The organism is Seonamhaeicola sp. ML3 (assembly GCF_023273855.1).
Classification (GTDB): Bacteria; Bacteroidota; Bacteroidia; order Flavobacteriales; family Flavobacteriaceae; genus Seonamhaeicola.
Map to the genome: position 1 here is coordinate 796787 of NZ_CP096884.1, position 22398 is coordinate 819184.

The following is a 22398-nucleotide window of genomic DNA, read 5'->3' on the forward strand; positions in this document are numbered from 1 at the left end:
ATCTTGTTATTGTTTATTTATTTTCCAATCGTAAGGAAAGTAACTTAGCTTGTATTTCCCTTCTAATTTTTCTGTTCTATATGTATTTATAAAGTCGATTTCGTCGCCTCCATTCATTGTAAAATCGCCTTTGTACCATTCCATAATCTGAGAAACCTGAACACGTTTTTTCTTTGTATTCACTACTATAAAACTACCATTAATGGCTTTTTTTGTTTGCGTGTCTAACTGAGCGTTCAAGGTATCTGGCAAGTAAGCCTTATTAATTAATGGTGGACACCCCACAGCCCCACAGACCAAAACAAAATGAAAGCGTGCATCGTTAAACTGAGCGCGTAAAAGTTTATGCTCTATATCATTAAGGGTAATGTTCTTACCAGCTATATTATGGGTAGTTTTATCAAAAAAGCCACTATTATCTAAAGGGGAATTTGTCGGATAATTATCGATAAGTCCTTTAATTACAGATAAATTGTAAGCATTTATCCAAAACGCCTGATAATTTTCAGCATCGCTTTTTGCTACAGAAATACCTTCAGCAACTTTAAGTACGTCATTTAATTTTGAAGGATCTTTATGTAAAGCATCATAAGCGACCTTGCCATTACTAACATAAGTGTTAAAGAACACATCGGCTTTTTCAAAAAAGACATCGATGGATTGGGCACTTCCTGTAACCCAAGTAAAAGCAACTAATAGTATTAATATTTTTTTCATTTTTTTCGTTTTAAATTTTCAAAGTAACAACACCTCTGTCGAACGAGATTTTAACTAATTACACATTTTTCAAAAAGATTTCGCCGTCTTAACTAAGCTCACTTCCTTACAAACTAAAGTTAATTTGAATCGATTCTAATTAACTAAATCACATTAAGTTATTATCTTTATTTACGACCCATAACCAACTAATTTATAAAAATGGAACACATTGTCATAATAGGAAACGGCATTTCTGGAGTTACTGCTGCTAGGCATATAAGAAAGCTTTCAGATAAAAAAATAACAATAGTTTCCGCAGAGACCGATTACTTTTTTTCTCGTACTGCACTCATGTATATTTACATGGGACACATGAAATTCGAACACACCCAACCTTACGAAAAATGGTTCTGGAAGAAAAACAGAATTGAACTAAAAAAAGGGTACGTAAAGCAAATAGAAACTACTACTAAAACACTTCATTTTGCTGAAGGCGACACCTTAAATTACGATAAATTAATAATCGCTACAGGAAGCAAACCCAATAAATTTGGATGGCCCGGACAGGATTTGGATGGTGTTACAGGCATGTATCATAAGCAAGATCTAGAAAATCTGGAAAGGTACGCGCCAAACAACAAAGTGTGTAAAAGAGGTGTAATTGTTGGTGGCGGATTAATAGGTATAGAATTGGCAGAGATGTTAAGTTCCAGAGGCATCCCTGTTACCTTCTTAGTGCGCGAAAACAGCTTTTGGAATGGTGTTTTACCCGAAGGTGAAAGCGCTATGATTAACAGACATATTAAAAACCACCATATAGACTTACGCTTGGGGGTTAACCTCAAAGAAATTAAGGCCGATGAAAACGGTAAAGCTAAATCTATAGTTATTGCAGAAACTGGCGAAGAAATACCTTGTGATGTTGTGGGATTGACCGCTGGGGTATCACCCAACATTGGTTTTATAAAAGATTCTGAAATTGAAACTGGTAGAGGTGTTAAGGTAAACCGCTATTTAGAAACCAACATTCCTGATGTCTATGCCATTGGCGATTGTGCCGAACAACATGAAGGCATTGACCAACGTAGACCCATTGAAGCGGTTTGGTACACAGGAAGAATGATGGGAGAAACTGTAGCTCAAACCATTTGTGGTAATCGCATTGCCTACAAACCCGGACATTGGTTTAATTCGGCTAAATTTTTCGATATAGAATACCAAACCTATGGTTGGGTGTTTTCGAAACCTAGAGAAAACGAAGCACATTTTCATTGGAAACATAAAGACGACACCAAATGCATCACGGTATGTTACGACACCAGAAGTAATAAATTCTTGGGCATTAACACCTTTGGTATACGCATGCGCCATGAAGTTTTCGATAAGTGGCTCACAGAAGAACGTGACGTAGATTTTGTAATGCAAAATTTGGCTAAGGCAAATTTTGACCCCGAGTTCTTCAAGCATTACGAAACAGACATTTTAAACGCATTTAAAAACAATCTTATTACAGCATAACATGGCAACTATACAACGTAACATGTCTCTTACGGGAGATGCTTCAGACTATTTAAACCCTTTGCAAAAACTAGGCACCATAATAGGTTTAGGTGGCTTGGGCATATTAACATATTCACTTTTTGGCAATCTTGAAAACAAAGCGCTTTGGCTTACAATAGCCCTTGTTGCCCTAGCTGGTGGCATTCTTTTGTTTTCGAAAGGTTTGTATAATGACAAACTAAAAGGTATTAAAAACCACGGTGTTTGGTTTAAAAGTATTTCCAGCAGAGGTTTTTGGGGATGGGTAGCAGGTATTTCTTTAACAGGTTTTTATGTAATCCTCTACTTTTATGAAGGTCTTTTAGGCGCAAACCCAAATGGAAACACGGGACTCATAGTACTTTTTGACCCTTTGAGTATATTTTTAAGCGGTAATCCTGCCAGCCAATGGTTTGTTTATGGTACACTTTATACTGTTGCCATATTAGCTTTCGGCATCAAATTTATCTGGAAGTATAAACATAACCGCTACGAACAATTACGAACTGTAAGCGTTATGTTTTTTCAAACTGCTTTTGCCTTTATTATTCCGGAGTTAATGGCAAGATTAAATAGCGATACATTTTCACTACCCTATAATGATTTAAAGAACATGTGGCCATTAAACTATTATGCTTTCGATGGCTGGCGTGTTGATCAGTTTATTAATGCGGGCAATATAGGTTTGGCATTTTTAATCTTTGGGATACTCACTGTATTTGTAATCTCTCCGTTTTTAACTTATAAGTACGGAAAACGTTGGTACTGCTCTTGGGTGTGTGGATGTGGTGGCTTAGCTGAAACAGCCGGAGACTCTTTCAGGCAATTAAGCGACAAAAGTGTATTTGCATGGAAAGTAGAACGCTGGGTAATCCACTCTGTTCTTGTGTTTTCGGTGGTGATGACTACAGCGGTAATTAGCACCTATTTAGGTTACGACTCCGAAAAATACTGGTTAACAAAGGATAAGTTTTTAATTGGTGTCGCTGTATTTTTAGGTTTACTATTTGCAGTAATCTGGTACTTTAAAAAAGAAGAGTTGAAAAAGGATGCGCGTTATGGCGCGATTGGATATTTAGTTATTGTACTAGCGTTAGTTGGAATACACTATTTCTCTGGTACTGCTAACAATAAAATATTCATTTTTGAAGCTGCTGGCCTGCGTAGTTTTTACGGTTTCTTAATAGGCTCTATATTTTCTGGGGTTATAGGTACAGGCTTTTATCCTATTCTTGGCAACCGTGTGTGGTGCCGAATGGGCTGTCCAATGGCGGGTATTTTAGGCCTCCAACAGCGTTTGTTCTCGAAGTTTAGAATAACAACAAATGGCGGACAATGTATTTCCTGCGGTAATTGTTCTACATATTGCGAAATGGGTATAGATGTACGTTCGTATGCTCAAAAGGGAGAAAATATAGTAAGAGCTAGTTGTGTAGGCTGTGGAATATGTTCTGCGGTTTGCCCAAGAGGTGTTTTAAAGTTAGAAAACGGTCCTTTAGAAGGCAGAATAGATGCAAACCAAGTACTTTTAGGCAATGATGTGGATTTAATGGATTTGGTAAACAAAAAGTAAAACATATTGTTTTTACCTTTAATTTGAACAACCTCATCACTTATTGTATTTTTGCAACCTAAGAAATAGTCATGCCCAAAATTAAGGTTATTATCCCAGCTTATAACGAAGCTGATTCTATCGCTTATGTTATAAAGGATATTCCGAAATTAGTTAACGAAATTATTGTTGTTAGTAACAATTCCACAGATGATACCGAAATTAATGCGCGTAATGCTGGGGCTACGGTTTTAACTGAAAAACGTAAAGGATATGGCTATGCTTGCTTAAAAGGCATGGATTATATTGCGAATCAATCTGACCAGCCAGATATTATCGTTTTCCTAGACGGGGATTACTCAGATTTCCCCGAAGAACTAACGCAAATAGTTTCACCTATTATAGACGATGATTTCGACTTTGTAATTGGTGCAAGGGTAAAACAACTAAGGGAAGCTGGCTCAATGACCTTTCCTCAAATTTTCGGGAATTGGCTCGCTACTTTTCTTATGAAACTTATGTTCGGATCAAAGTTTACAGATTTAGGCCCATTTAGAGCTATTAAATACAATAAGCTCCTAGCCCTTGAAATGGAAGACAAAACCTATGGCTGGACCGTAGAAATGCAGTTAAAAGCATTGAAGAAAAAACTGCGTTATAAGGAAGTCCCCGTGAACTACAGAAACCGAATTGGTGTCTCTAAAGTTTCAGGTACCGTAAAAGGTGCTATATTTGCAGGCATAAAAATATTGGGTTGGATCTTTAAATACAGCTTTAAATAATGATTATAGAAACTATCGTTATTGTTATCTACTCTTTGGCAATTTTGCTGATTTTCTTGTATGCTCTGGCACAATTGAATTTATTGTTCAATTATGTGTCTGCTAAACGAAAAGATAACGACCCTAAATTCGATTTAGATAAGCCCGAGGAAGTTCCCTTTGTAACTATACAGTTACCTGTATATAACGAAATGTACGTTATGGAACGTTTGTTGGATAACATTGCTAAAATAGATTATCCAACAAACAAATTGGAGATTCAAGTACTTGACGACTCTACCGATGAAACGGTTAAATCAACCGCAGCTCATATAAGCGAACTCCAAAAAACGGGACTCGATATTAAACACATTACTAGAGTAAATAGGGTTGGCTTTAAAGCTGGCGCTCTAAAAGAAGGGTTAGAAATAGCAAAAGGCGAATTTATTGCCATCTTCGACTCCGATTTTTTACCAAAACCAGATTGGTTAAAATTAACGGTTCCTTATTTTAAAAATGAAGCCATAGGTGTGGTTCAAACACGCTGGGGTCATATCAATAGAAATTACTCTTTACTCACAAAAATACAAGCTTTCGCCTTAGATGCTCATTTTACGCTCGAACAAGTTGGGCGAAACAGTAAAGGTCATTTTATCAATTTTAATGGCACGGCTGGTATTTGGCGAAAACAATGTATTATAGACGCTGGGAACTGGGAAGGAGATACCCTAACAGAAGATTTAGACCTTAGCTACAGAGCACAGCTAAAAAACTGGAAATTCAAGTATCTCGAGAATGTGGAAACACCTGCAGAATTACCCGTGGTTATAAGCGCTGCACGCTCTCAACAATTTAGATGGAACAAAGGCGGTGCCGAGAATTTTAGAAAAATGCTATGGCGCGTTATTAAGAGCAAAAATATTTCGGCTAAAACCAAAGTACATGGATTATTGCATTTGCTTAACAGTACTATGTTTTTAAATATTCTCGTTGTTGCGGTTTTAAGTATCCCAATGCTGTACATAAAAAATGAATATGCCCATTTAAAAGATTACTTCTTAGTCATGAGTTTCTTTGTTATGAGTACGGTGATATTCTTTATATGCTATTGGGTGATGTACAAAAATATTTATGGAAGAGGCATTAAAAACTTCTTTGGTTATATTGGCATGTTTTTCATGTTTTTCTCCATTGCTATGGGATTCTCACTCCACAACTCAATTGCTGTTTTAGAAGGACATCTTGGAAAAAAGAGCGCCTTTATCCGTACGCCTAAATTCAATATTAATAATCTTAAAGATTCTTGGAAAAGCAATAAGTATATTAAAAAGAAACCTTCAATTCATGTTATTTTCGAAGGGGCACTTATGCTTTATTTTGGTTTTGGTATGTATAGTGCTTTTATAGTTGGTGATCAAGGGGGAGATTTTGGTTTGTTTCCTTTTCACGCCATGTTATTTGCAGGTTTTGGGTATGTATTCTTTAAATCGCTTGCACCTCGAGTTTAAATACGTTTTTAAGTTTAGACTATCCCTCCTTTGTAGCCTCAATCAAATTGTTCAAGTATAGTGTTGCTTCGGGTGTATTTTCTTCTGGAGACCAACTTGCAAATCCTTTGTCTTGCTTTTTAACATAAGGGCCAGGTTTTACCTCAAACAAAACTGTATCCGCTTCTAAGGCATAGAAAGCATGAATAACATGTGGCTCTATATCTACCCCAAAAACCTCTGAACCAGCATATAACTTATGATGGGATGTGATTTCTCCTTCTGTATTAAATGCCATAAAACAAATGCCACCTTGTAATACAATTATGGATTCTGCTTTTTGATCCATTTCATGACTATGAGGTCTTATATAGCTACCTGGTTGCACAACATTAATCATTCTATGTAAAGTATCTGATGCTTCTTTATGTAGTGGTGAAATAATACGTTTACGGGGACTTTGCCTAGAAAGTTCGATGGCAGTTTCAACTATATTGTTTTGAATAAGTGTAATATCTGTTTTGGGCGGATTAGTTGCTAAAGGAAAATTGGACACGGTAGCGCATGTTTTAGGTTACGCTACAAATGTAGTGTATTCTCAAAAACATAAGGCCGGCAAAAACCCTAATCAATAATCTTAAGTTCGCCAGACATCATTTTATGGTATTTACAAACATAATACAATACATCTGGCGCATCTTTTGGTACAGTAAATAAAAGTTCTGAATCATTAGCGCCGTTATTGGTTACACCTTCATCAAAAGTACTCACAGCACCTTGAATCTTTTCTGTTTTTATGAAGAATGGGTGTCCAAAAGCTTTTACAATAAATTTATAAGTCTCTCCTCGTTTTAAGGTTAAGGTTGGATTCTCAGCTTTTGGAAAATCGGCTGCCTCTATAGTATATTCTTTGTTGGTTAAAGCATCAACTGTGTAAACAGCAATAGGTTCTTTGGGCTTCTTATCACCACAACTTAAGATTAAAATTGAAGATAACGTAATGGCTAAGGAAAGTACTCTAAAAAGCTGTTTCATTTCTATTGGTTTTCAACAAATTAAGAATTTATTGAATTCCAATCAATTTACTACAACATTATTACCAAGTTCATTTTTTTGAATATCATCTTTTTATAGATAGCGAAAATTAAATATACATTTTCATCAATTTCGCAAACTGTTTTTCTTTTAGTATTCGATACAATTGGCAATGGAGTCAAAAAAAAGCCCTCTTCAAAATCGAAAAGGGCTTCTAATTTTTATTAAAAAAGTGAACTACATACCTTTTAACTCAGACACCAAATCGGTGAGAGCTGCTTTGGCATCTCCAAACAACATAGATGTTTTAGAATTGTAAAATAATTCGTTTTCAATACCAGCATAACCAGCCTTCATACTTCGCTTATTAACTACTATATGTTTAGCATTCTCCACATCTAGAATTGGCATACCGTAAATTGGACTCGACGAATCGTTATGTGCTGCAGGGTTTACAACATCATTAGCACCAACAACTAATACCACATCGGCGTTAGTAAACTGAGGATTAATATCATCCATTTCAACTAACATGTCGTATTCTACATTAGACTCGGCAAGTAGCACATTCATATGCCCAGGCATACGTCCTGCAACAGGATGTATGGCATACTTTACGTTAACTCCTTTACCTGTTAAAATCTCTTCTAACTCATGAATAACATGTTGTGCCTGTGCAACCGCTAATCCGTATCCAGGAACAATAATAACATTGCTTGCATAATTCATCATTATTGCGGTATCACTAGCAGTAGTTGTTTTTATCGAACCAAGTGTTTTATTAGCGCCTTCTGGTCCACCACTAGCTGTAAATGAACCAAAAATTACAGATGCTAAAGTTCTATTCATCGCTTTACACATGGCTACGGTTAAAATAATACCTGCAGAACCTACTAATATACCACCAACCAACATAACCATATTATCATATAGTACACCCGTAATGGCTGCAGCAATACCTGTTAAGGAATTCAATAACGAAATTACCACAGGCATATCGGCACCACCAATGGGCATTACAAATAAAATACCGTAAACTAAACCGCCAACTAATAAAGCATACAAAAACACAGGTGTATCTACACCAACTGCTGTCATATATCCCGCTAAACCAACCACGACTATTATGAATAAGTTATTTACTATGTTGTACTGAGGTATCTTTATAACGCTCTTCACCTTACCATTTAGCTTTCCCCAAGCCATTAAACTACCTGAGAATGTTATAGCTCCAATAATTACTGCCGCTAAAACTGTAGCTACCATAGAAGCACTAGTCGTTGAAATGTCTGTGTTTCCAAACTCTACAATACCGATAAGGGCAGCACTTGCGCCACCAAAACCATTAAACAACGATACTAATTCTGGCATTTTGGTCATCTCTACCTTTACCGCAATGAGCCAACCAATAATGGCTCCCACTGCAATAGCAATCCCTATCAAAACATAAATGATGGTGGGTACTTCTAAATCATGTATAAAAATAGTCCCTACTATGGCCAGCCCCATACCTCCTGCTGCAATTAAGTTACCAGATTTAGCAGAATCGGGATGCCCTAGTTTTTTTAAGCCAACAATAAACGTAACTGTGGCTATTAGATATATTATACTTAGTGTTACACTCATTATTTCTTCTTTTTAAACATTTCTAACATTCTGTTGGTGACCGCAAAACCGCCAACAACATTTAAAATTCCTAAAACCACTGCTACAAAACCTAGAGCTAAGGCTAAATAATCTGTTGGATCTGAATGTAGCATTACCAATATAGCTCCAACGATAACCACACCACTTAAGGCATTGGCTCCAGACATTAATGGTGTGTGCAATACTGCTGGGATACTTTTAATAAGTTCTACCCCAACAAAAGTTGCTAAAATAATGATGTAAACAATCTGAAGATTGTTGTTTATAAATTCTATAATCTGTTCCATTTTAGGTTAGTTTTTACGTTGAACGCCGTCTTGAACAATAAGGGTTTCATCGGTAATTTCTTCCTCCAAATCCCATTTAAAATTTAAGTCTTCTGTTAAGTGTGTAATAAAGTTGTACATGTTCTTAGCGTACAATTCACTGGCATTGGTGGAAACACTCTCTGGAGAAATCTTTGTTCCAATAACTTTTACCCCATTAACCACAACAGTTTCGTTTAGTTTACTAACCTCACAGTTTCCGCCTTGAGCGGCTGCTAAATCAACAATAACCGCACCATTCTTCATTTGTTTAACCTGCTCTTCGGTTATTAAAAGTGGTGCTTTTCTACCAGGCACATTAGCTGTTGTTATCACCAAATCTGCCTTAAACAACGATTCTTCAACTGCTTCTTTTTGTCGTTTTTTATAATCTTCGGAAGCTTCTTTGGCATAACCACCTTCAGATTCTTCACCTTCATTATCTACGGAAATAAATTTCGCTCCCAAGGATTCTGCTTGTTCTTTAGTCTCGGTTCTAATATCTGTAGCTTCAACAACAGCTCCTAAACGTTTAGCTGTAGCAATGGCTTGTAATCCTGCTACTCCAACTCCAAAAATAAGCACTCTTGAAGGTGTAATAGTTCCAGCAGCTGTCATCATTAAAGGGAAAATCTTGGTCATTTCATAAGCTCCTAAAATAACAGCTTTATAACCTGAAAGGTTGTTCTGCGAACTCAATACATCCATATCTTGAGCCCTAGAAATACGCGGCATAGCATCCATAGAGAACGCTGTAGCGCCTTTTTCTGAAATAGCTTTAATTAAATCTGGACTTGATTTGTGGTACAGTTGACTCATTAAAATATGTCTTTTTTGTACCAAACTTAGGTCGTTTTCGTCAAAAGGATTGATTTTGACAAGTACCTGAGCGTTTTCAAAAATCTTTTCTCTTGTAGCAGTAGAAGCTCCTGCGTTTACATAATCCGAATCTTTATACATCGAATTTTCTCCCGCACCTTCCTCTACAAAAATCTCAAAACCTTTATCGACCAGCTTTTGAGTAATTAAAGGCGACAATGCGACTCGCCGTTCACCTTTGTGACTCTCTTTTAAAATTCCTATTTTCATTTTTTGTTGGTTAGTTTATTAGTTTTAAAGAATTGACTATTTAACTATGATACACAGTTTTAATAATTCAAAGACACAAAGAAAGTCCTTTTGTCCCTAACAAAACCTGTGATTTGTCATTTTATTTAATTTGTATATTTTTTTGACCTCGTTGATTCATTCCATATATCTGTCCTAAAAGAAGACACAGGTAACATATTACCACCATATAAAGTTCCTCTCACCCAATTTTTCCATGCATAACGTGCCGCTTTTGGCTCTATAACATAATCACTTTTTACAAAAACACCCTTACCTCTTATAATTTTTGCTTCACACGGATAAAATACTTTATCTGCTCCTGCTATTTCAAAATTTGACAACGGTCCTTTTGAAAACAATCCCGATTTGGCATTCTTGAATTTTAATAAGACACCTCCATCTTTAATTTCAAAAGCATCATAAACAGGTGCTTCAAATTCAATTGAAGTGAATCCATAAGTTTTATGTAAGGCATTGAACAATAATCGTTCTGCAACTTCTTTTTTTCTTGGTGGATGAATACTATGTTCTTCACCAATATCTGTTGTTATAGCTATCCCAGAATTTGGAATTAAGTCCAAACACTCCAGTTGAGCTTGTCGCATATTTGCAGTATTGTCTTCCTTTGTTTTGTAAAATTCGTCTCCCTTATAGATATAAGGCGCAATTTGAGCATAATAAATGGGGAAATTATAATCGCCCCAACGCTCACGCCAGTCTTTCACCATTGCTGGGAAGAGTCTTTTGTAAAAATCAGGATCTTGTCTATTCGCCTCGCCTTGATACCATAACACCCCTTTTATTTTGTAAGGAATTATTGGGTTTATCATCGCATTAAAAAGTAAAACAGGAGAACGTTGCACATGTTTACTTGTAACGATTTTATTTGGCGCCTCCTTTTTAAATTTTTCTATAATACTAGTGCTCATCCAAGCCTCAATTGTACTACCTCCCCAAGAGGAATGAATAAGACCTACAGGGACATCTAAAATTTCTTGTAGTTCCTTTCCAAAAAAGTAAGCCACCGCACTAAAGTCTGCAACAGTTTCGGGTGAAGCCCCTTGCCATCCGCTAAAATCCTTAACATCTTTTAAAGGCGTTTTAGATGCTGTTTTGTGCACAGTAAACACACGTAAATTAGGATTATTTGCATGCAGTATGGCTTTAGCACCACCAAATGTTGGCTGACCGGTATACCCTTTAAGCGACTGAAACATGTTAGACTGACCAGAACATAACCACACCTCGCCAAATAAAATATTACTTAAAATAATATTCGATGCTTTATTTTTTATTGTAATCGTCTGAGGTGATTTACTATTTGTTGTTTTTACTTGAACACTCCAATTTCCAGAATCATTCGCTTTTACATCTAATTTATTTGATAACCAACTAGCCTCTAACGAAAAGGTTTCATTAGCATCTGCCCAACCCCATATCTGTATGGTAGCATCTCTTTGAAGCACCATGTTTGAAGATACGATTGCAGGTAGTTTTACCTCAGCTTTTACAGACTGTGTAATCACAGAAAATATCAAGGGAATAAGGAAAACTGTTATTTGGTTGGTTTTCATAATTGATTTTAATTTGGAAACTTAGCTCTAATTTTATCTAAAGATAGGTTATGGATGCTTCCTACATGGGTGTGCTGTTTTGAGGTATCTGGCTCATAAGTACCATCTTGTACTTGCCCACCTATTTTTTGGTAGGCCTCTCTAAAGCTCTGACCCTCCACCACTAATGTATTTATATTATCTACCGTGAACAAGTATTTATATTTATCATCATTCAAATCAATATCTTTTACAATAACTTGCTGAATGGCGTAGTTAAAAATATCTAAAATGTCTTTTAATTCCTCAAAAGCAGCAATCATATTTTCTTTTAATAACTGAAAATCTCTGTGATACCCGCTCGGTAAATTATTAGTGATTAACACCATTTCAGACTGTAATGCTTGTATTTTGTTGCACTTACCACGAATCAACTCAAACACATCGGGGTTTTTTTTATGTGGCATAATGCTACTCCCAGTAGTTAACTCGTCTGGGAAAGTGACAAAGCCAAAATTCTGACTCATATACAAACACACATCCATTGCAAATCTTGATAACGTATTCGATAAACTTCCTAAAGCTGCGGCTATAGTGCGCTCGTTTTTACCCCGACCCATTTGAGCAGCCACCACGTTATATCTTAGCGTAGCAAAACCCATTTCTTTAGTAGTTAATTCTCTATCGATAGGAAATGAACTCCCATAACCAGCAGCCGAACCTAGTGGATTTTGGTCCACCGTTTTTAAGGCAGCATTTAGTAAATACACATCATCAATCATTAACTCAGCATAGGCCGAAAACCATAATCCAAAGGATGACGGCATAGCCACTTGTAAATGTGTGTAGCCAGGCAACAATTTATCTTTATGCGTTTCAGCTAAATCTAAAAGCGTATCAAACAATGTTTTAACTTTAGATTGTACTACCTGTAAATTCTCTTTATAATATAAATGACAAGCCACTAAAACCTGGTCGTTTCTAGAGCGTGCGGTGTGGATTTTTTTACCAACCTCTCCCAAAGATTTGGTTAATTCGAACTCTATTTTAGAGTGTACATCTTCAAATTGAGTATCAATTTCAAACGTACCTTCCTCAATTTGTTGCGCCAACACCTCTAAACCTCCCAAAAGTTGTTCTAATTCTTCGGAAGTTAAAATACCAATGCTCTGTAGCATTTTTGCATGCGCTTTGGATGCGATGACATCGTACTTTGCTATATGAATATCAATTTCACGGTCGTTGCCAACTGTAAATTGCTCTATTTTATTGTCTATTGATATGCCTTTATCCCAGAGTTTCATAAATTTCTGCGAAAGCAGAAATCTCTACTTTCTATTTTAATTAATATTTTATTTCAACAAGGTCTCAAAAAACCTTGCATGACTTTTGGTCTTTTTTGATTCCTGCCTTCACGGGAATAACAGAGTTTTCTATTTATTTTATCTCATTTATGTAAAGCTAACTACCTAATGGCAACTTACTTTCTACTATGAGATTCCTGCATGCGCAGGAATTATTACCCGTTCCAATAATTCAATATATATTGTAATGCCTTCTTCTATTTCTTTTAAATAAATAAATTCATCTGCACTATGTGAACGCGTACTATCTCCAGGACCTAATTTTAAACTAGGGCAGGATAATACGGCTTGGTCTGATAATGTTGGTGACCCGTACGTGCTTCGTCCCATAGCAACACCTGCCTTTACGAGTGCATGGTCTGTTGGTATAGAAGACGAATTTAATCTTAAACTACGCGGTTTAATGCTTGTTACTGGTGCTTCTTTTTGTAAAATTTCGGCAATTTCGGCATTACTGTATGCATCATTAACACGCACATCTATCACTAAACTTAAATCGGCTGGTACGGCATTGTGTTGTTTCCCTGCGTTTATCTGACTTACGGTTAACTTAACATCACCTAAAGCTTCGGAGCTTTTATCAAACTTGTAATCTTTAAACCACTGCAAAGTGTCAATTGCTTTGTAAATCACATTGTCGTCGTTAGGATGTGCTGCATGACTTGGCGTACCTTTTAAAACAGCATCGAATACCACAAGACCTTTTTCAGCGACAGCTAAATTCATCAATGTTGGCTCTCCCACTATAGCTACATCTATATTAGGAATGATTGACAGCACACTATTCAATCCATTCGGACCGCTACTTTCTTCTTCTGCGGATGCAACAATTACCAAATTGTATTTTAAATTTTCATGCTTGTAATAATATGTAAATGTTGCTATCAGAGATACCAAACATCCGCCGGCGTCATTGCTGCCTAAACCATATAACTTCCCATCTTCAACAATCGCCTTAAATGGGTCTTTTGTGTATGCCGAGTTTGGTTTTACTGTATCATGATGTGAATTTAAGAGTAAGGTTGGCTTACCTTCCTCAAAATGCTTATTAACAGCCCAAACATTGTTCTGTGTTCTATTATAATCTATGTTATAACGTTTGAACCACTCTTCAACATGAGAAGCAGTTTGGTCTTCTTCTGAAGAAAAAGACTGGGTTTCAATCAACTGCTTTAAAAGAGCAATAGCCTCAGATGTTAATTGCTGTATCATAAATATAAAGTGGTGAACTTTTGTTCTTTATTACTTATTACAGATGGATTTCCAATAATCACTCGAGACACACCTTGTTCTAATGCGTTAAAACAATTCTCTAGTTTAGGAAGCATACCATCATGGAATACGCCATCATCTTTTAATGTTTCATAAGTTCCTGAATCCATATGTTGGATAACAGAATCATCATTATCAACCGACATCAATACACCATTCTTCTCAAAACAGTAGGTCAATTCAATTTTATATAATTTTGAAAGACCAATAGCAAGCTCAGAGGCAATAGTATCTGCATTGGTATTTAATAATTGTCCGTTACCATCGTGAGTTATAGCACAAAATACAGGTGAAAAATCCGCCTGAATTAGTTTATCTATAGATTGGTGCGCCACTTGTTTTACATCCCCCACGAACCCATAGTCAATCTCCTTTACCGGTCTTTTATCAGATTTAATACTGTTTAAATCGGCACCTGTCAATCCTATGGCTTCCACATCTAAAGCCTGTAATCTAGCTACAATATTCTTGTTTACCAACCCTCCATAAACCATAGTAATCACCTCAAGTGTGTCGGCATCTGTTATGCGTCTACCATTCACCATTTTAGATTCAATACCCAATTTGGCAGCCACACTAGTAGCGCGTTTTCCTCCACCATGAACTAAAATCTTCTTTCCTTCAAGATTGGAAAAGTTTTCCAGAAAAGTTTTTAAAGCATCTTTATCTTCAATAACATTCCCTCCAATTTTTACTATGGATAGTTTTTCCTTAGCCATTTCCCAATAGTTTTTTAAGTACTAATTGTGCCGCATAGGTTCTATTATTGGCCTGCTCAATCACTATTGAACTATCGCTATCTAATACAGCATCTTCAACAACTACATTTCGTCTTACTGGTAAACAGTGCATGAACTTGGCATTGCCTATTTTATCTTTTGTAATCATCCAATTAGGGTCAGTATTTACAACCTTACCATAATCTTCATAGGAGCTCCAGTTTTTAGTATAAACGAAATCTGCATCTTTGAATGCTTCTTCTTGATTATGATAAATTGGCGTATCTCCAGTTATTTCAGGATTTAAATCATACCCCTCTGGATTGGCTATTACAAACTCCACGTCCATTTTTTTCATAGCTTGGGTAAAACTGTTTGCCACAGCATGTGGTAGTGGTTTAATATGTGGTGCCCAACTTAATACTACCTTTGGCTTTGCTTTTGTTGCATGTTCTGAAATGGTCAACGCATCTGTTAAGCCTTGTAATGGATGTCCTGTGGCACTTTCCATATTTACAATTGGTACTGAGGCATGTTCCATAAAAGCATTCATCACTTGTTCGCTTTCGTCTTTGGCTTTATCAGTTAGCGTTGGAAATGCACGTACCGCTATGATATCACAATACTGAGAAACAACAGCCGCCGCTTCTTTAACATGTTCGGCGGTGTTACCGTTCATAATTGTTCCATCTTCAAACTCTAATCCCCAAGCATCGCCAGACACATTCATTACAATAGGATTCATCCCCAAATTCAAAGCCGCTTTTTGTGTACTTAAACGCGTGCGTAAACTAGAATTAAAAAATAACAGACCAAGTGTTTTGTCTTTTCCTAAAGTTATATGTTTTAAAGGATTTGTTTTCAAAGCCTTTGCCTCTTCAATCCAAGTGTTAATATTATCAATATCGTTTATGGATGTGTAATGTTTCATCTTATTCTTTTTATTTATGATGAGATGCTAAAATAAATTCAGCATGACATTTCATATCATTTTATCTTAGTAAACGGCACGTTGTCTTCCATAGCATTGATTATAAAATCATCTTCTAGCCCGTTTACAATCCATGTTTCTACATTAGCGTCTTTGGCAACATGTGCTGCTTCAATTTTACTTTGCATACCGCCACTACCGTGAGAGGATTTTGAACTTACCACTTCATCTGCCAATTCACTAAAATCAGTAACCTCTTTAATGGTTTTAGGGGTTCTGTTTTCTATGGATGCCTTGGTATAAATTCCGTTAGTATTGGTAGCAATGATAAATAAATCGGCATTCAATAATGATGCGGTTAAAGCCCCTAGCTTATCATTATCGCCAAATTTAATCTCATCGGTGGCTACCGTATCATTTTCATTGATAATAGGTATGTAATTGTTATTGACTAATACGTTAATGGTGTTTGTAATATTCACCTTGCTTTCTTCTTTTTCAAAATCTGAATACGACAACAAACACTGCGAGGTTAATAACCCATATTCCCTAAAAATTTCCTGATATATACGTATGAGATGCGGCTGACCAATCGAAGCCAAAGCCTGCTTAACAAACACCTCTTCTTGCTTACTCTCTAACTTTACAAATTGTTTTGCTACGGCAATTGCCCCAGAACTCACAATAATGAACTCGCAGGTATCTTGAAGTCTCGCTATCTGATTTGCAATGTCTTCAATCTTACCTCTGGAAATATTATCAGTTTCCTTGGTTAGGGTATTAGACCCCATTTTTAGTAATATGCGTTTCTTTTTTTTCATATTAGCTGTTGCTAAATTCTAAGAATACCCATTTAAGGTTTAACGAATTTGTCCGTTACCGTGAACATACCATTTATTAGTAACCAAATGTTGTAAACCAATAGGTCCACGTTGGTGTAATTTATCGGTACTGATGGCTAACTCGCCTCCTAAACCAAACTCAAAACCATCTGTGAAACGTGTAGATGCATTATGGTAAACTGCACCACAGTCTACTGCCATCATAAAGTTTTCAGCAACAGCATTATCATTTGTTACAATAGTAGCAGAATGTCCACCACTGTATTTGTTAATCATCTCTATAGCTGTTTGCGCATTTTCTATACTGCCTATTACTATTTTATAATCTAAAAACTCTTCATACCAAATGGCATCGTTATCTATTTGATTTACACTGTTATAATCACTAAGTGAAGCATCTCCTAAAATTTCAACATTATGAGATTCTAAACGTGCTATTAAATCGTTAACAAACTGTGTTTTATTTGGTAAATCGTTATCAATAATAACTTTATCTACAGCATTGCAACCTGATACTTTCTGTGTTTTACCATTCACTATAATATCTAAAGCCATAGTAGCTTCAACATTTTTGTGGATATACACAAAATTATTACCACGCCCACTCACAATAACTGGACATTTAGCATTTAGTTTTACAAATTCAATTAAACGCTCGCCACCACGTGGCACTATTAAATCTAAATTTTGAGTTGGATTTTCTAAAAAAGCTTGTGTTTCTGTACGATTATAGTTTAGATATTCTACCCAATCTGTACTTACTCCATTATCTTTTAAAGCTTTATGCCAAAGGTTTACAATAGCTAAATTAGAATTTAGAGATTCTTTACCTCCTTTTAATAAAATTTTATTCCCAGATTTAAATGCAATTCCTCCAGCCTCAATAGTTACATCTGGCCTAGATTCGTAAATAATCATCACGGTACCAAACGATGCTGTTTTATTATAAATCTGCATGCCATTGTCGTGCGTAAAACGGAAACGTTCTACTCCCACAGGGTCTTCTAATTCAGATAATTGACGTAAGGACTCAACCATACCGTCTATTTTAGCATCATCAACTTTTAAACGGTCTCGCATTGCTAAATCGCCTCCTGCATAGGCATCCATATCTATTTTATTAGCATCCAAAATAGTATCCGCATGTTCTTTTACCAATGTTTTCATGGTCTTTAACACTGCATTCCGTTTATCTATGCTTAGTATCTCGTTCATTTTTAATAGTATTTTACAAGTAACTATAGGTTATACAGTTGCTTCAATTTTAACTAAAGCTTTTTTTAAAGCCTCAAAAAACTGGTCTACATGCTGTGTTTCAATATTTAATGGCGGCAAAATTCGCAACACCTTTTTATTTGCTGCACCTCCTGTAAATATCTTATAATTATAAATTAAATCTTTGCGTAGGTCTCCCACTTCAAAATCAAACTCCAAGCCTAGCATTAAGCCTCTTCCTTTTATTTGTTTTATCTGCAGCATTGCCTTTGCTTTTTCAATAAAATAAGCTCCCATCTCGTTGACATTATCTATTAGATTTTCGTCTTCAATGGTATTTAAAACGGCTAAACCAGCAGCACACGCTAAGTGATTCCCCCCAAATGTAGTGCCCAACATGCCATATTTTGCTTCGATATCTGGATGGATTAAAACACCACCTATTGGGAATCCATTCCCCATACCTTTGGCAATGGAAATAACATCTGGTGTAACATTATAATGCTGAAACGTAAAGAATTTACCAGAACGCCCGTAACCAGACTGCACTTCATCTGCGATAAACATGGTATTGTTCGCCTTACAAAGTACATCTACTTGCTCGAAAAACTCTCTAGTACCTTGGTCTAAACCACCAACACCTTGAATAAACTCCACAATAACCGCGCAAACATCGCCTTTTTCGAGCTCTCTTTTTACACCTTCAACATCATTTAATTCTAAAAAAGTTACTTTTTGTTGTGCGTTTAACGGCGCTACGGCATTTGGATTATCGGTTGCTGCGACAGCGGCTGATGTACGTCCATGAAATCCATTTCTAAAAGCCAGTACACGAGCCTTCCCTGTTTTAAACGAGGCTACTTTCAAGGCATTTTCATTAGCCTCGGCTCCAGAATTACAAAAGAATAATTGATAATCTTTACAACCAGAAAGCTGTTCTAATTTGTCAGCTAATTGTTTTTGTAACGGATTTTGAATAGCATTAGAATAAAACCCTAAGGTTTCAACTTGTGTTGTAACTGCCTTTACATAATTTGGATGTGCATGCCCAATAGAAATCACCGCATGTCCTCCGTAAAGGTCTAAATACTCAGTTCCTTGGTCATCATATACATGAATGCCTTTGCCCGAAACTGGTGTTACATTATATAATGGATAAACGTCAAATAATGGCATTTTAACTCTTTTTTAATTGATTAATTTTCTCAAACGATGCCGTAATTCCTTGAATTAAGGCAGAGCTCAGTCCTTTGTGCTCCATTTCATTTAAGCCTGCGATAGTACATCCACTTGGTGTGGTAACCCTATCAATTTCTGCTTCTGGGTGCCTACCGGATTCTTTAAGTAAACTAGCAGCACCATAGCAGGTTTGTAACGCTAAATTATGAGCTTCGTCAGCTTCAAAACCTAACTGAATTGCACCTTGAGTTGTCGCACGCACAAGGCGCATCCAAAATGCAATACCACTGGCGCAAATTACAGTAGCAGCCTGTATTTGTTCCTCAGGGATTACCATTGTTGTTCCTAGCTGATTAAAAATACTTTTCGCTAATTCAAGCTTCAACTGCCCCGCATCATTAGCCGATAAACAGGTCATGGACTTCCCTATGGAAATCGCCGTATTTGGCATCACACGAATAATATGTTTATCATCGCCTATAATACTTTCAATTTTAGCTATTGAAAACCCTGCAGCCACCGACATTATTACATGGTCTTCGGTAATTAAAGGTTCTAATTCCTTTAAAACACCTTCAATATGTCGCGGCTGAAGTGCAAAAATCACAATATCACTATTCTCTACAGCCGTGGCGTTGCTGTTTGTGATTTTCACATAATCTTCATCTACAAAGGCATTGACTTGTGCCGTATTTCTATCACTTAAATACAACGATGTAAACGACTTATTTTTAATAAGCCCTTTTGCAATTGAGCTTCCTAAATTCCCGGTTCCAATGATGGCTATTTTCATAATACTAAAAAGAAGCCTCCCCCAACCCCTCCAAAGGAGGGGGAGTACTTACTCATATTTTAAAATTATTATATTCATTTTTAAGCCTTTCAGCTTTTTTTTCATTTTCAACTCTACTCAGACGTAACACTCCGCATGAGTAAAATCCCTCCCCTTCGGGGAGGTTAGGTGGGGCTAAAAATAAGTTCCTTTCAAACCTAAGCCCATAGTTTCTTCCAATCCAAACATTAAATTCATATTCTGTATGGCTTGTCCAGAAGCGCCCTTTAGTAAATTATCAATCGTACTTGTAATTAATAATTTATCATTATGCTTATGCAAATGCACTAAACACTTGTTGGTGTTTACCACTTGTTTCATATGCAAAAACTCATCCGACACAAATGTAAATTTTGCATCCTCATAAAACGACTTATAAATAGATTTCGCATTGTCTACAGAACCATTAAAATCGGTATAAATAGTCGCAAAAATACCTCTAGAAAAATTACCTCTATTTGGCATAAAAATAATTTCTGAAGAAAAATTGGCTTGCAACTGATGTACCGACTGATTAATCTCGCCTAAATGCTGATGCGTAAATGGTTTGTAGTACGAAAAATTATTATCTCGCCAGGTATAATGCGTTGTAGCAGATAACGAGGTTCCTGCACCAGTGGCACCAGTAACCGCATTAATATGCACATCCTTTTTAAGTAAACCAGCATCAGCCAAAGGCAATAATCCTAACTGAACAGCCGTAGCAAAACACCCAGGATTAGCAATATAATTCGCATTTACAATAGCCTCTTTATTCAATTCTGGTAATCCATATACAAAGGTTTTACCATTAAAAACTTTATCGGCTTCCAATCTAAAATCGTTACCTAAATCAATAATTTTAGTACTATCAGAAAACGTATTAGCCGATAAAAACTTAACCGAATTTCCGTGCCCTAAGCACAGAAATAACACATCTACATTTGGGTTAACAGTATCTGTAAACACACGGTTTAAAGACCCCACCAAATCTTGGTGTACTTTAGAAATTTGATTTCCTGCATTACTTGTACTATACACAAAATCTATCTCCACCTCAGGATGATGCATCAATAATCTAATAAGCTCTCCTGCGGTGTACCCTGCGCCTCCTATTATGCCTACTTTTATATTCTTCATTTCAATTTATAATTCTATTGAGATGCTGAAACGAGTTCAGCATAACAAAACGATTAAGAGTTTACCTGCTGATAAATCTTGTTTTGATTTCCTATTATTTTAATAAATCCTTTAGCATCGTCGGCAGTCCATGCTTTATTTTCTTCGCCATAACTACCAAACTTCGCACTCATTAAATCATGTTCCGATGTGATACCATCTAATGAGAAATGATAAGGCTTTAACGTTACGATAACATCTCCTGAAACTTTTTCTTGACTGTTAGATAAGAACGCTTCAATATCTCGCATTACAGGGTCTAAATACTGCCCTTCGTGTAAATGCATGCCGTAGAAACTAGATAAGTATTCCTTATGTTGCAATTGCCACTTGGTTAGCGTATGCTTTTCTAATAAATGGTGTGCTTTCACAGTAATTAAAGCCGCTGCAGCTTCAAATCCTACACGACCTTTTATACCCACAATGGTATCGCCTACGTGAATATCTCTACCAATAGCATAAGCCGATGCTAAATCATTCAATTTTTCAATATTTACCTCTGGTGCATTAGTTGTGCCATTCAAGGCTACAACCTCGCCTTTTTCAAAAGTTAAAGTTACTTTTTCCTCGCCTTCTTTTTCTAATTGCGATGGATACGCTTCACTTGGTAATGGCTTTTCAGAAGTCAATGTTTCTGCACCACCTACACTCGTACCCCACAACCCTTTGTTTACAGAGTATTGCGCTTTTTCCCAAGACATATCAATACCATTAGCCTTTAAATAATCTATCTCTTCTTGTCTTGATAGTTTTTGGTCTCTTATTGGCGTGATGATTTTAATACCAGGTGCCAGCGTTTGAAAAATCATATCAAAACGCACTTGGTCGTTTCCAGCACCAGTACTTCCGTGGGCAATGTATTCAGCATCAATACTTTTGGCGTATTCAATAATTTCAATAGCTTGTACAATACGCTCAGCACTTACAGACAATGGGTAGGTGTTGTTTTTCAATACGTTACCAAAAATTAAATACTTCACTACCTTTTGGTAAAAGGTTGCTACAGCATCAATATTTTTATAGGTAGACACACCCATTTTATAGGCATTACTTTCAATGTGTTTAATTTCGTCTTGTGTAAAACCTCCTGTGTTTACACTTACCGCATGCACATCGTATTCTTTGGATAAACTTACCGCACAATACGATGTATCTAATCCGCCACTGTAGGCTATTACTAATTTTTTCATGAATTTGT

Annotated in this window: 21 protein-coding genes; 4 read left to right on the forward strand and 17 right to left on the reverse strand. The window is 36.3% G+C overall.

What is annotated here, in order from left to right; all coding sequences use genetic code 11:
* Nucleotides 1-6: 6 nt before the first annotated feature.
* Nucleotides 7-717, reverse strand: a complete 711-nt coding sequence (locus M0214_RS03700; RefSeq protein WP_248724123.1) for a DUF547 domain-containing protein — start codon at nt 715-717, stop codon at nt 7-9.
* Between the two features lie 201 nt (nt 718-918).
* Here M0214_RS03700 and M0214_RS03705 point away from each other — a divergent pair, with 201 nt between their 5' ends.
* The 4 genes from M0214_RS03705 (at nt 919) to M0214_RS03720 (ending at nt 6059) form a co-directional block, all read left to right on the forward strand.
* The gene (locus M0214_RS03705) at nt 919-2217 is read left to right on the forward strand and encodes an NAD(P)/FAD-dependent oxidoreductase (RefSeq protein WP_248724124.1); all 1299 of its coding nucleotides are present in this window, start codon (nt 919-921) and stop codon (nt 2215-2217) included.
* A gap of 1 nt (nt 2218) precedes the next feature.
* Nucleotides 2219-3811: a 4Fe-4S dicluster domain-containing protein gene (locus tag M0214_RS03710; protein ID WP_248724125.1), complete on the forward strand. Its 1593-nt coding sequence runs from the start codon at nt 2219-2221 to the stop codon at nt 3809-3811.
* 71 nt (nt 3812-3882) lie between these two features.
* Nucleotides 3883-4572, forward strand: coding sequence for a glycosyltransferase family 2 protein (locus M0214_RS03715; protein WP_248724126.1), 690 nt, complete (start codon nt 3883-3885; stop codon nt 4570-4572).
* On the forward strand, nt 4572-6059 hold the full coding sequence (locus M0214_RS03720; protein WP_248724127.1) for a cellulose synthase family protein: 1488 nt from the start codon (nt 4572-4574) through the stop codon (nt 6057-6059). The genes M0214_RS03715 and M0214_RS03720 overlap by 1 nt, the downstream gene beginning before the upstream one ends.
* Before the next feature lie 19 nt (nt 6060-6078).
* Here the strand turns inward: M0214_RS03720 and M0214_RS03725 are convergent, their stop codons facing one another.
* The 16 genes from M0214_RS03725 to M0214_RS03800 form a co-directional block, all read right to left on the reverse strand.
* Complete coding sequence (locus tag M0214_RS03725; RefSeq protein WP_248724128.1) at nt 6079-6594, reverse strand: WbuC family cupin fold metalloprotein; 516 nt, start codon at nt 6592-6594, stop codon at nt 6079-6081.
* A gap of 68 nt (nt 6595-6662) precedes the next feature.
* Nucleotides 6663-7073, reverse strand: a complete 411-nt coding sequence (locus M0214_RS03730; protein WP_248724129.1) for a hypothetical protein — start codon at nt 7071-7073, stop codon at nt 6663-6665.
* 237 nt (nt 7074-7310) lie between these two features.
* The gene (locus M0214_RS03735; protein WP_248724130.1) at nt 7311-8699 is read right to left on the reverse strand and encodes an NAD(P)(+) transhydrogenase (Re/Si-specific) subunit beta; all 1389 of its coding nucleotides are present in this window, start codon (nt 8697-8699) and stop codon (nt 7311-7313) included.
* The gene (locus M0214_RS03740) at nt 8699-9007 is read right to left on the reverse strand and encodes an NAD(P) transhydrogenase subunit alpha (protein ID WP_248724131.1); all 309 of its coding nucleotides are present in this window, start codon (nt 9005-9007) and stop codon (nt 8699-8701) included. The genes M0214_RS03735 and M0214_RS03740 overlap by 1 nt, the downstream gene beginning before the upstream one ends.
* Nucleotides 9008-9013: 6 nt before the next feature.
* A complete protein-coding gene (locus M0214_RS03745; protein ID WP_248724132.1) occupies nt 9014-10114 on the reverse strand; it encodes a Re/Si-specific NAD(P)(+) transhydrogenase subunit alpha in 1101 nt (366 codons plus the stop codon).
* 125 nt (nt 10115-10239) lie between these two features.
* Nucleotides 10240-11709, reverse strand: a complete 1470-nt coding sequence (locus tag M0214_RS03750; protein ID WP_248724133.1) for a sialate O-acetylesterase — start codon at nt 11707-11709, stop codon at nt 10240-10242.
* Between the two features lie 8 nt (nt 11710-11717).
* Nucleotides 11718-12992 carry an argininosuccinate lyase gene (gene argH / locus M0214_RS03755; RefSeq protein ID WP_248724134.1) on the reverse strand — a complete coding sequence of 425 codons (1275 nt, stop codon included), beginning with the start codon at nt 12990-12992 and terminating at the stop codon, nt 11718-11720.
* A gap of 186 nt (nt 12993-13178) precedes the next feature.
* A complete protein-coding gene (locus M0214_RS03760; RefSeq protein WP_248724135.1) occupies nt 13179-14264 on the reverse strand; it encodes a M20 family metallo-hydrolase in 1086 nt (361 codons plus the stop codon).
* On the reverse strand, nt 14261-15043 hold the full coding sequence (argB, locus tag M0214_RS03765; RefSeq protein ID WP_248724136.1) for an acetylglutamate kinase: 783 nt from the start codon (nt 15041-15043) through the stop codon (nt 14261-14263). The genes M0214_RS03760 and argB overlap by 4 nt, the downstream gene beginning before the upstream one ends.
* Nucleotides 15036-15974, reverse strand: coding sequence for an N-acetylornithine carbamoyltransferase (locus tag M0214_RS03770; protein ID WP_248724137.1), 939 nt, complete (start codon nt 15972-15974; stop codon nt 15036-15038). The genes argB and M0214_RS03770 overlap by 8 nt, the downstream gene beginning before the upstream one ends.
* A 56-nt stretch (nt 15975-16030) precedes the next feature.
* Nucleotides 16031-16795 carry a glutamate 5-kinase gene (gene proB / locus M0214_RS03775; protein WP_248724138.1) on the reverse strand — a complete coding sequence of 255 codons (765 nt, stop codon included), beginning with the start codon at nt 16793-16795 and terminating at the stop codon, nt 16031-16033.
* 39 nt (nt 16796-16834) lie between these two features.
* The gene (locus M0214_RS03780; RefSeq protein ID WP_248724139.1) at nt 16835-18031 is read right to left on the reverse strand and encodes a glutamate-5-semialdehyde dehydrogenase; all 1197 of its coding nucleotides are present in this window, start codon (nt 18029-18031) and stop codon (nt 16835-16837) included.
* 30 nt (nt 18032-18061) lie between these two features.
* Complete coding sequence (locus M0214_RS03785; RefSeq protein WP_248724140.1) at nt 18062-19207, reverse strand: aspartate aminotransferase family protein; 1146 nt, start codon at nt 19205-19207, stop codon at nt 18062-18064.
* A 1-nt stretch (nt 19208) separates the two neighbouring features.
* Complete coding sequence (gene proC, locus M0214_RS03790; protein WP_248724141.1) at nt 19209-20003, reverse strand: pyrroline-5-carboxylate reductase; 795 nt, start codon at nt 20001-20003, stop codon at nt 19209-19211.
* A gap of 174 nt (nt 20004-20177) precedes the next feature.
* The gene (argC, locus tag M0214_RS03795; protein ID WP_248724142.1) at nt 20178-21161 is read right to left on the reverse strand and encodes an N-acetyl-gamma-glutamyl-phosphate reductase; all 984 of its coding nucleotides are present in this window, start codon (nt 21159-21161) and stop codon (nt 20178-20180) included.
* Nucleotides 21162-21214: 53 nt separating this feature from the next.
* Complete coding sequence (locus M0214_RS03800) at nt 21215-22390, reverse strand: argininosuccinate synthase (RefSeq protein WP_248724143.1); 1176 nt, start codon at nt 22388-22390, stop codon at nt 21215-21217.
* Between the last annotated feature and the right edge of the window lie 8 nt (nt 22391-22398).

Excerpts from the sequence above, each read along its gene's own strand:
- M0214_RS03700 (WP_248724123.1), bottom strand. The coding sequence starts at position 717 with ATGAAAAAAATATTAATACTATTAGTTGCTTTTACTTGGGTTACAGGA.
- M0214_RS03705 (WP_248724124.1), top strand. The coding sequence starts at position 919 with ATGGAACACATTGTCATAATAGGAAACGGCATTTCTGGAGTTACTGCT.
- M0214_RS03710 (WP_248724125.1), top strand. The coding sequence starts at position 2,219 with ATGGCAACTATACAACGTAACATGTCTCTTACGGGAGATGCTTCAGAC.
- M0214_RS03715 (WP_248724126.1), top strand. The coding sequence starts at position 3,883 with ATGCCCAAAATTAAGGTTATTATCCCAGCTTATAACGAAGCTGATTCT.
- M0214_RS03720 (WP_248724127.1), top strand. The coding sequence starts at position 4,572 with ATGATTATAGAAACTATCGTTATTGTTATCTACTCTTTGGCAATTTTG.
- M0214_RS03730 (WP_248724129.1), bottom strand. The coding sequence starts at position 7,073 with ATGAAACAGCTTTTTAGAGTACTTTCCTTAGCCATTACGTTATCTTCA.
- M0214_RS03735 (WP_248724130.1), bottom strand. The coding sequence starts at position 8,699 with ATGAGTGTAACACTAAGTATAATATATCTAATAGCCACAGTTACGTTT.
- M0214_RS03740 (WP_248724131.1), bottom strand. The coding sequence starts at position 9,007 with ATGGAACAGATTATAGAATTTATAAACAACAATCTTCAGATTGTTTAC.
- M0214_RS03745 (WP_248724132.1), bottom strand. The coding sequence starts at position 10,114 with ATGAAAATAGGAATTTTAAAAGAGAGTCACAAAGGTGAACGGCGAGTC.
- M0214_RS03750 (WP_248724133.1), bottom strand. The coding sequence starts at position 11,709 with ATGAAAACCAACCAAATAACAGTTTTCCTTATTCCCTTGATATTTTCT.
- argH (WP_248724134.1), bottom strand. The coding sequence starts at position 12,992 with ATGAAACTCTGGGATAAAGGCATATCAATAGACAATAAAATAGAGCAA.
- M0214_RS03760 (WP_248724135.1), bottom strand. The coding sequence starts at position 14,264 with ATGATACAGCAATTAACATCTGAGGCTATTGCTCTTTTAAAGCAGTTG.
- argB (WP_248724136.1), bottom strand. The coding sequence starts at position 15,043 with ATGGCTAAGGAAAAACTATCCATAGTAAAAATTGGAGGGAATGTTATT.
- M0214_RS03770 (WP_248724137.1), bottom strand. The coding sequence starts at position 15,974 with ATGAAACATTACACATCCATAAACGATATTGATAATATTAACACTTGG.
- proB (WP_248724138.1), bottom strand. The coding sequence starts at position 16,795 with ATGAAAAAAAAGAAACGCATATTACTAAAAATGGGGTCTAATACCCTA.
- M0214_RS03780 (WP_248724139.1), bottom strand. The coding sequence starts at position 18,031 with ATGAACGAGATACTAAGCATAGATAAACGGAATGCAGTGTTAAAGACC.
- M0214_RS03785 (WP_248724140.1), bottom strand. The coding sequence starts at position 19,207 with ATGCCATTATTTGACGTTTATCCATTATATAATGTAACACCAGTTTCG.
- proC (WP_248724141.1), bottom strand. The coding sequence starts at position 20,003 with ATGAAAATAGCCATCATTGGAACCGGGAATTTAGGAAGCTCAATTGCA.
- argC (WP_248724142.1), bottom strand. The coding sequence starts at position 21,161 with ATGAAGAATATAAAAGTAGGCATAATAGGAGGCGCAGGGTACACCGCA.
- M0214_RS03800 (WP_248724143.1), bottom strand. The coding sequence starts at position 22,390 with ATGAAAAAATTAGTAATAGCCTACAGTGGCGGATTAGATACATCGTAT.